Genomic DNA, 13,412 nt, shown 5'->3' on the forward strand with positions numbered 1-13,412 from the left:
TCATCTTTATTACACTTGCCAAGGCCATGGAGTTCCTTTGTAATCAAATGGGTAACGGGAGTAGCTGTATCCGAAGCTCGTCAGCGCTCCGTATTTTTTTTCGAAAGCTTTTTTTAGAGTTTTGCTTAATTTTACGTGCTCATTATATTGCTTTATTGCTTCAAGATCGTCAGGATGGGTATGAAGATAGAGAACTAATTCAACAATGACAAAATCGACGGCCTGGATCTCTTCCAGCTCGCTGTAGTATTCAGGGGGCAGTTGTTTTTGTTTCATTCTCTAACCCCCTTCTTCATTTCTCTTAATGAATAGTATGGATCATAAAAGCATTTCCATAGTGTCCCGGCTTTTAGGGCCGCGTGGGCCGGGAATTGTTCAAGGCCCGGCGGTTGAAATCCGACGTACAATTGGGGCGGAGTGGAATATCTCTTTACTCTTATGGGCGGACAGGGGTCCAGTGGACTTATATACGGACGGTATGTTTTGTACCAGGTGCAGTTGTTCATTCCCTTCCTCCTTTTTTATACTTCAATCTATATGTATGGAGGAGTAGGGGACATTATTTCTTTTTTTCGTTTAATCTGTTATTCTGATTATTATTTTGCATTATTATTATTTAGGGAACGAAGGGAAAAGTGATGTTGTATTTACTAATCGTCTTTCTCCTCATATTAAGTGTCATCGTTTTTATGTGGAGAGAAGCACTGAGAAACGAAGTAATCGCCGATGTACTTTTATTTAAATGCTATCCATGCCAGCAGCCGTTAACGATCTTTTTTATCTCGGATATTCATCGGCGGACTATTCATCCGTCCATTCTTAAAAGAGTAAGTGGAAAAGCGGATATTGTTATTATTGGCGGGGATCTAGCAGAGAAAGGGGTGCCGCTGGAGCGAATATCCCATAATTTGCAATGCCTGAAACAGGTAGCTCCTGTTTTTTTTGTGTGGGGAAACAATGACTATGAAGTCCCTGCTGAAGAGCTGTCTAAATTGTTTCAAAAGCACAGTGTCCACGTTTTGCGCAATGAGTCTTTTTGTTTGCCGGTTAGTATGGATTGTGATGTACCGGTATATTTGCTAGGGACAGACGATGTTAGCAAAGGCAGGAGCAGTAAATCCTCCACTTTTAGTGAAGTGCCCCAGAGAGCCTTCAAAATTTTGATTAGCCATAATCCGGTTTTTGAGAAAAAGCTGGCTGCTGCTGACGGAGTTTCACTGTTCTTGAGCGGTCATACACATGGAGGGCAAATTCGGTTTTTCGGCGTTGGCCCTTATAAAAAAGGTGGCTGGGGAAACTCCGGAAAGATGAAAACACTCGTCTCAAATGGGTATGGAACGAGTGCTGTACCGCTTCGCCTCGGTGCTAAAGCAGAAACGCATTTAATTACAATCAAACAAGGATAAGCGGGCGTCTTTACCAAAATAGCATAACAACTCACCATCTGCGTTTTCCTTCATAGTATGTGATAAACAGGTCCTTAAGCAGGGGGCAGCAGACTATGAGGATAGAACGTTTATCAGATAATAAGGTGATGCTTTCCATTACTTACGAAGAGTTAAGAAAAAAAGGCTGTTTGAAAAAGCACATTCTTGAGGATTCATACATCTGGCACGAAATCTTTGATGAAATGCTGGATGTGATCGAGGAGCAGCTGGATATTGACACGGAAGGAATGATTGCCATTGAGGTTCATTCTATGTCAGGCGATGAGCTTGTTTTAATTTTAACGATTGATCATTTCGATTTTTTAAACAAAGTAGAAGACACACCGGCAGAGACAGAGGATGAATATGGCTGTGAGCTGACATTTAAGTTTGCGGATATTGAAGATGTCATTGGATTGGTCCATGATGAGAAAAAAGTGAGAGATGTGCAGAGTTCGCTTTTCTATTTTAAAGATGCTTATTACCTCTGTTTCTCATTTGATTTTGACAGCCAGTATGATGCGCTTGAGTCCGCTTTGTTGGAATATGGCTGGATGTCGAGTCTCTCTGAGGAGTTATTAAAAGAATATGCGATCCTTGTGATTCCATTGGAGGCAACGAGGAAGGTCTATGAATACTTTGTAAAGAAAGCATGATTCCTTTAAGGTCTATCCATTGAAAGTTAGACGTTTTTCTCCTATCATCAAAGTATAGCAGGAAATTTTGTTGTACGGATAACGAGGAGTGGAATTATGCGTAAGGAAGAATGTATTATTATAGGCGGCGGACCATGCGGACTGTCTGCTGCTATCGCTTTAAAGCAAATTGGCAAAGATCCGCTTGTTATTGAAAAAGGCAATATCGTAAATTCTATTTACAAATACCCGACACATCAAACGTTTTTCAGCTCAAGTGAAAAGCTCGCTATTGGGGATGTACCTTTTATCATTGAAGAACGGAAGCCAAAGCGCAACCAGGCACTGACGTATTACCGAGAAGTCGTAAAAATGAAAGAACTTCGCATTCACCGTTTTGAAACGGTTCAAAGAGTGGAGAAGCTGTCCGATGAGCAATTTCGGGTGTATACGTCGGCCGGAACATATGAAACAAAATATGTGGTTATTGCCACAGGTTATTATGACCATCCAAATTATATGCATATTCCAGGGGAGGGGCTCGATAAAGTATTTCATTATTTTAAAGAGGCCCACCCTTATTTTGATATGGATGTGGCTGTCATCGGCGGCAAGAACTCGGCTGTTGACGCCGCTTTAGAGCTTCACAAAGCAGGGGCACGGGTGACCGTTCTTTACCGTGGCAGCGAGTATTCCAAAAGTATTAAGCCGTGGATTCTTCCTGAATTTGAAGGACTTGTCCGGAACGAGGAAGTTAAAATGGAGTTTCATGCAGAGGTCATTGAAATTACGGAAGACGCCATTATATATCGCCAGCATGGTGTGGAAAAACAATTAAAAAATGACTTTGTTTTTGCCATGACCGGCTATCACCCGGATCACAATTTTTTAAGAGAAATGGGTGTAGAGATTGACGGAGAGACTGGCCGGCCAGTCTACAATGAGGAAACAAAAGAAACGAATGTGAAAGGAATTTTTATTGCCGGAGTTATTGCGGCTGGCAATAATGCTAACGAAATCTTTATCGAAAATGGTCGCTTTCACGGTGGTGAAATTGCAACAGCCATTGCCGAGAGGGAGAACATATAGAGTGTGTAAGGGTTTTTTTCCTTCTCTAAGCACGTACAGCCGAATTTGTAGATTCAGTTGTTTTTATAGTTTTTTATTAATCCAAACGGGCCTTATCGGCCCGTTTTTTATGATTCAAATAGTTTTTCAAGATTGTCGGAGGGGTGTTTAGAACCTAATGCAATAAGCAGTTTTAATCGTGCTTTCTGGCCATTCAGTCCATTTGAGAAGATGATCCCCAGTTCCTTCAATTGTTTACCACCGCCTTCATATCCATATATATCCTGGACAATGCCATTAAAGCATCTGGAGACGAGCACAACCGGGATTTTTTCCTCAATGAGTTCCTTGACTGCTGAAACGGCATCAGGAGGCAGGTTACCTTGTCCAAGCGCTTCAATCACTACTCCGTCATAACGTAGTTCTTTTAAAGCAGACAGCAAATACGAGTCCATACCGGCGTAGGCTTTAATCAGGGCGACGCGTTTGTCAACGGCTGCCACGGGAAACTTCTGACGGCGAGCCGGCTCATGATGAAAAAGAATTTTTCTTTTTGTAATAATTCCAATAGGTCCGTATTGCGGACTTTGAAAAGTTGAAATATTGCTCGTATGGGTCTTTGTTACATTGTCGGCCGAATGAATTTCGTCGTTCAACACAACAAGTACACCTTTCCCTTTTGCTTCGCTGCAAGCAGCGACACGGATAGATGAAATTAAATTATATAGACCATCTGCTCCGATTTCATTGCTAGAACGCATGGCGCCTGTAACAACTACTGGAACATCGGTTGTAAGTGTTAAATCTAGAAAATAAGCGGTCTCTTCCAGCGTATCGGTTCCATGAGTAATGACCACTCCATCAAAAGATTCTTGCTCTAGTGTCTCATCAATTAAATGTTTCAGTTTAAGCATCTCTTTTGGAGTAATGTGAGGAGAAGGAAGATGAAATGGTTCAGCAGAAACGATTGTCGCCGACTCATCTAACAAATGATCAAATGAAAAGAGCGGGTTTGTGCTGGTTGGCTTAACAGCACCGGATTGCTTATCTTCCTCCATTGAAATAGTTCCTCCTGTATGGATGACGAATATTCGTTTTTTTGACAAAAGAAAAACCTCCATTGTACAAATTTGGATTATCTATGTTCAATCCTTTTTAATAATGATACGATGAAGAAAACCGAAAGAAAAGAGGACGAAAGGATGCTGGCGGTTTTTTCGGCGGGGATAGCTCCTGGACTGGCGCTTTTATGCTATTTTTATTTGCGTGATCAATATGAAACAGAACCGGTGACAACAGTTGCAAAAGCTTTTATTTCGGGTGTGCTGCTTACTTTCCCAGTGATGTTTATCCAATATGTATTGGCGGAAGAGAAGATTGCTCTTTCCGGTGCGGCTACAGCTTTTTTATCGAGTGGATTGCTTGAGGAATTTGTAAAGTGGTTTATATTATTTTATCTAATTTACCAGCATACAGATTTTGATGAGCCCTATGATGGCATTGTATACGGGACAAGCGTCTCACTCGGGTTCGCGACAGCAGAAAATATTCTTTACCTGCTGGCTTATGGAGTGGAGCATGCTTTTTTTCGGGCGCTGTTGCCGGTTTCAAGTCATGCGCTTTTTGGCGTATTGATGGGGTTCTATCTGGGGAAGGCCAAATTTAGCCAGGACGGCAAGGAAAACAGGCGACTGTGGCTTTCACTCTTAATCCCGTCTTTATTACACGGGTTGTACGATTACATTTTATTGATTGAGTCTGTCTGGCTCTATTATATAATTCCATTTATGTTGTTTCTTTGGTGGCTGGCGTTAAAGAAAGTGAAACAAGCCCACCGCTTGTCTGATCAGCACCATCTTCGTCTTGTGCGGAATAAAAGCTCTTAATTGAAAAAAACTATATGTATACCGAAACGCCCCTACAGGCTGCTTAGAAGCGTTTGATTTTTTAAGAGATGAAGCTAAAAGGGGAAGAGGAGGAGACGGCATAAAAGCCTTTGAAGTGCCGCCGACCGCCAACTATCGACTATTTGAGAAGCTCTTAATTCAAAAGAGCTTCTTTTTTTGTATAAAAATATGCACCTTGCAAAAAATAGCTGTACACATCATCTATCAGATGGAGGGTAAAAAAATGAGGATGGATCTCAATGTGAAACAAACAGCTGTTATCATTTCATTGGCTATTAGTCTCTTCACCTGCAGCCTGCTGGCTATGCCGGAAACGTCTCGGGCATTTTCAGGACAGGTCATTCAAAAGGGGGCTTCCGGCGATGATGTTATTGAGCTTCAAGCAAGGCTTCAATACATTGGTTACTACAAAGGGAAAATTGATGGCGTATATGGCTGGGGAACTTATTGGGCTGTCCGTAACTTCCAGGAAGCTTTTGGACTGCCGATCGACGGGCTTGTTGGGGGAACCACAAAGAATAAGCTTGTAAAGGCATCTAAGTATGATGAAAGCTATGTAAAATCACAGATTGCAAAAGGCCGTTCCTTTACTCATTATGGGAAGGGCTCTTCAGGAGAAAACACATCAGCTCCAGCTCAAAGCGTCCCACCCGGTTTTTCCCAAAATGATATTCAGTTAATGGCCAATGCCGTGCATGGGGAAGCGCGCGGAGAACCCTATGAAGGGCAAGTGGCAGTAGCAGCGGTCATCCTAAACCGTTTGGAAAGCCAAAGCTTTCCGAACACAGTGTCAGGGGTTATCTTTGAGCCGCGGGCCTTTACGGCGGTGGCAGACGGACAAATTTGGCTAACACCAAATGAAACATCAAAGAAGGCCGTATTAGATGCGATCAATGGATGGGACCCGACAAGTAATGCTTTATACTATTTTAATCCTGATACAGCGACAAGTTCTTGGATTTGGTCTAGACCGCAAATTAAAAAAATAGGGAAACATATTTTCTGTCAATAAAAAGGGGGGACTACGATGCTGCGTACATTAGCTATTGTTGTATTATCGCTGGCTGCTGTCGGGACGGGTTTCTGGGGGTATCAGGAACATAAAGAAAAGAACGCTATTTTAATTAATGCAGAAAACAGCTATCAGCGAGCATTTCACGATTTGACTTTTGGAGTCGATCGGATTCATGATCAAATTGGCACGACTCTGGCGATGAACTCTAGAAAGTCGCTTTCTCCAGCGCTTGCAGATGTCTGGCGGCTAACATCTGAAGCACAAAATGATGTAGGACAACTGCCACTAACGCTATTGCCGTTTAATAAAACAGAAGAGTTTCTTGGCAGTATCGGAGATTTCAGCTATAAAACAGCTGTAAGAGATTTAGATAAAGAACCGCTTACTGATAAAGAATATAATCATTTGAAAAACTTATATGAGCAATCAGCTGATATTCAAAACGAACTGAGAAAAGTGCAGCATATGACACTGAAAAACAACTTGAGATGGATGGATGTTGAACTTGCTTTAGCTGCAGAAAAAGAAGGAACCGATAACACGATTATTGATGGATTTAAAACAGTTGAAAAGAAAGCCGAGGGCTATAGTGAAACAAATACCGGTACGCTTCCAGGCAATACAAACCAACTGGATATAAATCATTTAAAGGACAATAAAGCAGCACCTATTACTAAAAAAGAAGCACAAATGCGAGCCGCAAAGTATGTTCAAATGAAGCAGATAAACGATGTAAAGGTCACAAAAAGCGGAAAAGGCTCGGACTTTTCTTTTTACAGTGTATACATGAAAAATAAAAAAGGCGAAGAGGCGAACATCGATATAACGAGAAGAGGCGGCTACCCACTTTGGTACATGATCAACAGAGAAGTAGGGAAACCTACGATCAGTTTAAATGAAGCAAACAATAAAGCCACCGCTTTTTTAAATCGTCATCAAATGAAGGATTTAGCACTTTACGACAGTACTCAGTATGACAATGTCGGCGTGTTTACTTTCGTTGGTGAACAAGAAGGTGTTCGGATTTACCCTGATACCGTTAAAGTGAAAGTAGCTTTGGATAACGGACAAGTGATCGGAGTCACGGCGAATGAATATTTGGCGAATCACCATAAGAGGAAGTTGGAAAAGCCGGTATTGACCGAGAAAGAAGCAGAAACATACATTAACCCGAGGGTCCGCATTCAGGAAAAGCGGCTTGCGGTCATTAAAAATGAGCTGAACCAGGAAGTGCTCTGTTACGAATTCCTAGGCACACTCGGTGAAGAAACGTATCGGGTTTTAATTAATGCAAAAGATGGAACAGAAGAGCAGGTGGAAAAGATGCGTCAATCGGAACCAGTTTATGACAACTTGCTATAAAAGTTCCAATTCAAGCGATCTTCCATTGCTTTTTTACTAATCACCTACTATAATTCGAAGAAAGAATCAGTGTAAGGACCCAATAGGAAGAAGGAATTAGGTGAGTGATAAAGATGATTGAAACAGGGATGTATTTACTGCTTGTTTCTAGAGAAAAAGATCAGGAAGAGCATTATCGCTGCCGGGTAGCAGATATTGATGAGGGAGTCATACTTATTGATTATCCCGTAAACATAGGTACAAATCGCTCTACCTTTTTTGTAGATGGCATGCAGCTTTCAGCTGAGTTTATTGACCCAAAATATTCTTCAGCAGTCTACACATTTGACACGGAAGTAAAAGGGCGGACGAAAAGAGATATTCCACTTTTAATCCTTCATGATCCCGGGTTGGAAAAATATGTGCGTATTCAAAGACGAAAGTTTGTACGGGTGCCTATACCGGTGGATGCAGCTATCTATTTAGAAAATGTTGCGCCCTTTACGGCAGCTACAGAAGATATTAGTGCGGGGGGGATCGCTGTTCCTCTGCCAGAAGGGATAGACGTGAGCAATGAACAACAGGGAAGAGTCTATCTTTCTGTGCCAATGCAATCGGGTGACCACCATTACTTCGAAATAACTGCGCGTGTTGTAAGGCTGCGCATAGATGATAAAGGCCGGCCAATTGCCTCTATTGAATTTGTTGATATTCCACGGACAGATCAGCAGATTTTGCTTCGTTTCTGTTTCGAACGCCAGCTGATTATGAAAAGAAAAGGATTGATCCAGTAACTCCCTGCCAACCGGCAGGCTTTTTTTTGGAGAAATAATCTCTCTTCATGTGATAGAATAAGGAGAAAAAATGTTTAGAAGGTGAACGTCATGAAAAGACAAATGCAAATAGCAATCGACGGTCCAGCTGCGGCAGGGAAAAGTACGGTAGCAAAGATCATTGCTGAAAAACTATCCTATATTTATATTGATACCGGTGCTATGTATCGAGCCCTGACTTATAAAGCTCTCCAGGCTGATGCTGACTTGGAGGATGCCGAAAAACTTCTGGAACTGCTCCAGGAGTCAGTGATTGATTTGAAGCCGGGGAAAGCTGGGCAGCTCGTATTTATTAACGACCAAGATGTGACAAATGAAATCAGAACGAGCACAGTAACAAACGCCGTTTCTTTTGTGGCCAAGCATGCCCCTGTACGTGAAGAGATGGTTAAGCGGCAGCAACTGTTTGCTAAAAAAGGGGGCGTAGTCATGGATGGGCGTGACATTGGCACCCATGTGCTTCCCGAAGCAGAAGTGAAAATTTTTCTTAAAGCAAGTGTGGAAGAGCGGGCGAAAAGAAGACATTTAGAAAATATTTCTAAAGGATTTCCGTCAGATATAGAGAAATTAAAAGAGGAGATTACTCTTCGTGACAAAATGGACTCAGAACGGGAAGCCGCTCCGCTTAAAAAAGCAGAAGATGCAATAGAACTAGATACAACTTCCTTGTCTATTACAGACGTGGTGGATCGGATTATTTCAATTGTAAAGGAAAGAGAACAGGCATGGTAACATTTTATACAATCGCAAGGTCAGTCGTAAAATCGGTATTAATGCCGCTGTACCGTGTGGAAGTACATGGGCGGGAGCATTTTCCGAAAGAAGGCGGTGTGCTCCTATGCAGCAACCACATTGATAATCTTGATCCTCCAATAGTAGGCATTACGGCCCCAAGGCCTATTTTGTTTATGGCAAAAGAAGAATTGTTTAAAGTTCCTATTTTCGGGAAAATGTTAGCTAACTTAAATGCGTTTCCAGTCAAAAGAGGAGCGAGCGACAGAGATGCTATTCGAAAGGGACTTAAATTTTTAAAAGAAGGAAAAGTTCTTGGGCTTTTTCCGGAAGGAACCCGTTCAAAAACAGGGGAAATCGGTGAGGGAATGGCAGGAGCCGGATTCTTTGCTTTGCGCACAAACGCTTATGTTATTCCTTGTGCCATCATCGGTCCCTATAGAATGTTCCGCAAGCTGAAAGTAGTCTACGGTCCTCCGATTGACATGGAGGATCTGCGCAGCCGTAAAGCAAGTGCTGAAGAAACAACTGCTGTTATCATGGCCCATATTCGCCGTTTAAAAGAGGAAGCACATTAAAAGCATACTGCTTGACAAATGTGGGCAATTGTTAGAAGTTAGTAGAAAGAATATTTTATCAAATAAATGTAAGCAGTTCTGTATTAAGGAGGAGTACATATGACAGAGGACATGAATCAGGTAGAAGTGAACAATTATACAGTGGGCGATAAAGTACAGGCAACTGTAGTAAAGGTGGAAGAAAAACAGGTTCAAGTTGAAATTGAAGGCAGTAAAAAAGACGGCATTATTCCAATTAGCGAACTTTCAAGCCTTCATGTCGAAAAAGCAACAGATGTGGTAAAGGAAGGCGACAAACTCGAACTTCAAGTAACGAAAGAAGAAGACGACCTTTATGTTCTTTCCAAGCGAAAAGCAGATGCAGAAAAGGCTTGGGCGGAAATGCAAAAGCGCTTCGAAAACGGTGAAGTGTTTGAAGCGGAAGTAAAGGAAGTAGTAAAAGGCGGTCTTGTTGTTGATCTTGGCATTCGCGGATTTATCCCTGCTTCGTTAGTGGAAGATCATTATGTGGAAGACTTTGAAGATTATAAAGGGAAAACAATGAACTTTAAAATTGTTGAGCTTGACCAAGAGAAAAACCGCTTAATCTTATCCCATCGAGCTGTGATTGATATGGAAAAATCAGAAAACAAAAAGAAAGTGCTTTCTGAAATCCAAGCGGGCGACGTTCTTGAAGGGAAAGTTCAGCGTCTGACTGATTTTGGCGCTTTCGTTGATATCGGCGGCGTAGACGGTCTTGTTCATATTTCCCAGCTATCACATGAGCATGTTGAAAAGCCATCTGATGTCATTCAGGAAGGCCAGGAAGTAAAGGTGAAAGTTTTATCTGTAGACCGCGACAGTGAAAGAATTTCTTTATCTATTAAAGAAACGCTACCGGGACCATGGTCAGACATTTCTGAAAAGGCCCCTGTTGGTGCAGAGTTAACCGGTACGGTTAAGCGTCTCGTTTCTTACGGGGCATTCGTTGAAGTTTTCCCAGGAGTAGAAGGATTAGTTCACATTTCACAAATCTCCAACAAACACATCGGCACTCCACATGAAATATTAAAAGAGGGCCAGGAAGTAAAAGTAAAGGTACTTGATGTGAATGAAGAGGAAAATCGTCTTTCCTTAACGATGAAGCCATTTGATGAAGAACCATCTGCTCAGGAGAATGAATCGTACACTATGCCTGAAGAAAATACCGGCTTCCAGCTTGGTGAGATGATCGGTGATAAGCTGAAAGGTTTAAAAAGAGGAGAATAAGGAATAAGCTAAGTTCGGATCTGTTTTTATGGGTCCGTTCTTCTGCTTTTTTAGGAAAACGGTGATAAATAGTGACGAGAGCTCAGAGAAAACGAGAGCATATTCAGTATGCGCTTTCAACAGGCCAAAATAGGCAGACGGGGCTGGATGATGTAGAGTTTATTCATCAAAGCCTTCCTGACACAGCGCTTAGCGAAATATCTATTCAAACCAAAATTGGCGGACTTTTATTAAGTTCGCCGATTTTTATCAATGCGATGACAGGCGGTGGAGGGAAAGATACTGAAAAGATTAACAGTCAGCTTGCTCTTGCGGCAAAAGAAACAGGCATAGCGATGGCGGTTGGCTCCCAAATGTCCGCTCTCAAGAATCCGGAGGAGAGGCAATCATTTTCGGCTGTTCGCAAGCTTTATGGCAATGGGGTGATTCTTGCTAATCTTGGCAGCGAAGCAACAGTCGAGCAAGCCGAAGCAGCGGTTGATATGATAGAAGCCAATGCGCTGCAAATTCACTTGAATGTGATTCAAGAGCTGACCATGCCGGAAGGAGATCGAAGCTTCAAGGGAGCGCTTGAGCGGATTGAGAGAATTGCTGATAAGTTGACTGTACCGGTCTTTGTGAAGGAAACGGGCTTTGGTTTAGGAAGAGAGACAGCGGAGAAACTCGCAAAATTACCTGTTGCAGCAGTGGATGTGAGTGGTTTTGGAGGCACAAACTTTGCCGCAGTAGAGAACGAACGGCGGGGAAAGATGCTGGATTATTTCAATAACTGGGGTATTCCGACGGCTCCCGCTATTGTCGAATGCAAAGCAGCGGCCAGCCAACTAGATGTGATGGCTTCTGGGGGTCTTCAAAATAGCCTTGATGCGGCAAAGTCGCTTGCGCTTGGCGCTGTGGCAGTCGGGATGGCCGGATCGTTGCTTCGTGTACTGATGGATAGCGGTCTGGAGGCTTTGGTAGCCGAGCTACATACCTTACATGACGATTTGAAAATAATTATGTGCGCAGTAGGAGCGAAAAAAATAACAGACCTTCACAAAACACCTCTTATTATCAAGGGGGAGACCTTTCATTGGCTTCATGTCCGTGGATATGAGCCGTCTGCTTTCAGTCAAAGAGGTTGAAGTTGACTGTCCATAAATAATCGTTATGTTTGAAAATAAGGATTATAGTTGCTTGGCATCTGGAATATTGATAAAATGAACGAGTTCAGAAAAGCCCTTCTCCTGTCAGAAGGGTTTTATTTGTACGGATGGATAAGCTAAAAATGAGATAGAATGTATGTATGGAAAGGGTGAACCAAATGGTGAAACCAGTTGTTGCGATTGTCGGCCGTCCGAACGTCGGGAAGTCAACTATTTTTAACCGAATTGTCGGTGAAAGGATTTCAATTGTTGAGGATGTTCCGGGAGTAACGAGAGATCGCATATATAGCACAGGTGAATGGCTAAATAATGAATTTAATATTATTGATACAGGCGGGATCGACATTGGTGATGAGCCGTTCTTAGAGCAGATTCGCCAGCAGGCGGAAATTGCCATCGAAGAGGCGGACGTAATTATCTTTTTAACGAGCGGGCGTGAAGGAGTAACAACCGCAGATGAAGAAGTAGCAAAAATATTGTATCGGTCAAAAAAGCCGATCGTATTAGCTGTTAATAAAGTAGATAATCCAGAAATGAAAAGCCAAATCTATGATTTTTATGCTTTAGGTTTTGGCGAACCGTTTCCAATTTCGGGAGCCCATGGGATTGGCCTTGGGGACATGCTTGATGCTGTAGTGAGCCATTTTCCAAATGCAGAAGATGAGGAGTACGATGAGGATGTCATTAAGTTTTCCTTAATTGGCCGCCCGAATGTCGGCAAATCTTCATTGGTGAATGCCTTGCTCGGGGAAGAACGAGTCATCGTCAGCGACATTGCCGGCACGACGAGAGACGCTATCGATTCACCTTACATGTATGAAGGTCAGGAGTATGTCATTATTGATACAGCAGGCATGCGTAAAAAAGGAAAGGTTTATGAGACAACCGAAAAATATAGTGTACTCCGCGCGCTTCGTGCGATCGAACGCTCTGACGTTGTCCTTGTTGTGCTAAACGCGGAAGAAGGCATCCGAGAGCAGGATAAGCACATTGCAGGGTATGCTCACGAAGCTGGACGAGCTGTTATCATTGTTGTTAATAAGTGGGACGCTATTGAAAAAGATGAGAAAACGATGAAAGAATTCGAGGGGAAAATCCGAAGTCACTTTTTATTTCTTGATTATGCACCAATTGTTTTCCTTTCAGCTAAAACAAAAAAACGTGTGCATACGTTATTGCCTGTCATTAATCAAGTAAGTGAAAGCCATACTATGCGCGTTCAGTCCAGTGTGCTAAATGATGTGGTGATGGATGCGGTAGCGATGAACCCAACGCCGACCGATAAAGGCAAGCGCTTGAGAATTTATTATGCAACACAGGTAGCTGTTAAGCCGCCGACGTTTGTTGTTTTTGTTAATGAACCAGAGCTAATGCATTTCTCTTATGAGCGCTTTTTGCAAAACCGCATTCGTGAAGCGTTCGGCTTTGAAGGGACGCCGATACGTATTATTTCACGTGCTCGAAAATAAGAAAAAAGCTGGTG

General features: G+C 42.4%; 15 protein-coding genes. 12 read left to right on the forward strand and 3 right to left on the reverse strand.

The window, feature by feature from the left end; genetic code table 11:
- Positions 1-9 precede the first annotated feature (9 nt).
- Together MKZ02_RS10320 and MKZ02_RS10325 are read right to left on the reverse strand one after the other, a co-directional pair.
- Positions 10-276, reverse strand: a complete 267-nt coding sequence (locus MKZ02_RS10320) for a spore coat protein CotJB (RefSeq protein ID WP_120032653.1) — start codon at positions 274-276, stop codon at positions 10-12.
- Positions 273-506 (reverse strand): spore coat associated protein CotJA, encoded by a 234-nt coding sequence (locus MKZ02_RS10325; RefSeq protein ID WP_120032651.1) that lies wholly within the window; start codon positions 504-506, stop codon positions 273-275. Before MKZ02_RS10325 ends, MKZ02_RS10320 begins: the two co-directional genes overlap by 4 nt.
- 132 nt (positions 507-638) lie before the next feature.
- Here MKZ02_RS10325 and MKZ02_RS10330 point away from each other — a divergent pair, with 132 nt between their 5' ends.
- The 3 genes from MKZ02_RS10330 to MKZ02_RS10340 all read left to right on the forward strand — a co-directional run bounded on the left by MKZ02_RS10330 (position 639) and on the right by MKZ02_RS10340 (position 3,151).
- Complete coding sequence (locus MKZ02_RS10330) at positions 639-1,406, forward strand: metallophosphoesterase (protein ID WP_120032649.1); 768 nt, start codon at positions 639-641, stop codon at positions 1,404-1,406.
- Between the two features lie 95 nt (positions 1,407-1,501).
- The gene (locus MKZ02_RS10335; RefSeq protein WP_120032646.1) at positions 1,502-2,083 is read left to right on the forward strand and encodes an adaptor protein MecA; all 582 of its coding nucleotides are present in this window, start codon (positions 1,502-1,504) and stop codon (positions 2,081-2,083) included.
- A gap of 96 nt (positions 2,084-2,179) precedes the next feature.
- Positions 2,180-3,151, forward strand: coding sequence for a YpdA family putative bacillithiol disulfide reductase (locus MKZ02_RS10340; protein ID WP_120032644.1), 972 nt, complete (start codon positions 2,180-2,182; stop codon positions 3,149-3,151).
- 107 nt (positions 3,152-3,258) lie between these two features.
- Here MKZ02_RS10340 and MKZ02_RS10345 read toward each other — a convergent pair whose 3' ends face one another.
- Entirely contained in the window at positions 3,259-4,236 is a 978-nt protein-coding gene (locus tag MKZ02_RS10345) for an asparaginase (RefSeq protein WP_340853454.1), read from the reverse strand.
- A 96-nt stretch (positions 4,237-4,332) separates the two neighbouring features.
- Here MKZ02_RS10345 and prsW point away from each other — a divergent pair, with 96 nt between their 5' ends.
- From prsW to der, 9 genes are all read left to right on the forward strand, one after another.
- On the forward strand, positions 4,333-5,016 hold the full coding sequence (gene prsW / locus MKZ02_RS10350; protein ID WP_120032637.1) for a glutamic-type intramembrane protease PrsW: 684 nt from the start codon (positions 4,333-4,335) through the stop codon (positions 5,014-5,016).
- Between the two features lie 244 nt (positions 5,017-5,260).
- Entirely contained in the window at positions 5,261-6,049 is a 789-nt protein-coding gene (sleB, locus tag MKZ02_RS10355) for a spore cortex-lytic enzyme (protein ID WP_182916971.1), read from the forward strand.
- 15 nt (positions 6,050-6,064) lie between these two features.
- Positions 6,065-7,414 carry a germination protein YpeB gene (gene ypeB, locus MKZ02_RS10360; protein WP_120032635.1) on the forward strand — a complete coding sequence of 450 codons (1,350 nt, stop codon included), beginning with the start codon at positions 6,065-6,067 and terminating at the stop codon, positions 7,412-7,414.
- Between the two features lie 113 nt (positions 7,415-7,527).
- Complete coding sequence (locus tag MKZ02_RS10365; protein WP_340853457.1) at positions 7,528-8,187, forward strand: flagellar brake protein; 660 nt, start codon at positions 7,528-7,530, stop codon at positions 8,185-8,187.
- 90 nt (positions 8,188-8,277) lie between these two features.
- The gene (cmk, locus tag MKZ02_RS10370; protein ID WP_120032629.1) at positions 8,278-8,958 is read left to right on the forward strand and encodes a (d)CMP kinase; all 681 of its coding nucleotides are present in this window, start codon (positions 8,278-8,280) and stop codon (positions 8,956-8,958) included.
- Complete coding sequence (locus tag MKZ02_RS10375) at positions 8,952-9,536, forward strand: lysophospholipid acyltransferase family protein (RefSeq protein WP_340853459.1); 585 nt, start codon at positions 8,952-8,954, stop codon at positions 9,534-9,536. The genes cmk and MKZ02_RS10375 overlap by 7 nt, the downstream gene beginning before the upstream one ends.
- Positions 9,537-9,635: 99 nt before the next feature.
- The gene (gene rpsA, locus MKZ02_RS10380) at positions 9,636-10,784 is read left to right on the forward strand and encodes a 30S ribosomal protein S1 (protein ID WP_120032625.1); all 1,149 of its coding nucleotides are present in this window, start codon (positions 9,636-9,638) and stop codon (positions 10,782-10,784) included.
- Between the two features lie 71 nt (positions 10,785-10,855).
- Positions 10,856-11,908, forward strand: coding sequence for a type 2 isopentenyl-diphosphate Delta-isomerase (gene fni, locus MKZ02_RS10385; RefSeq protein WP_340853462.1), 1,053 nt, complete (start codon positions 10,856-10,858; stop codon positions 11,906-11,908).
- Positions 11,909-12,087: 179 nt separating this feature from the next.
- The gene (gene der / locus MKZ02_RS10390) at positions 12,088-13,398 is read left to right on the forward strand and encodes a ribosome biogenesis GTPase Der (protein ID WP_120032621.1); all 1,311 of its coding nucleotides are present in this window, start codon (positions 12,088-12,090) and stop codon (positions 13,396-13,398) included.
- Positions 13,399-13,412 lie beyond the last annotated feature (14 nt).

The sequence above is a fragment of the Pseudobacillus sp. FSL P4-0506 genome (assembly GCF_038003025.1).
In the GTDB taxonomy this organism is placed as follows: Bacteria; Bacillota; Bacilli; order Bacillales; family Domibacillaceae; genus Pseudobacillus.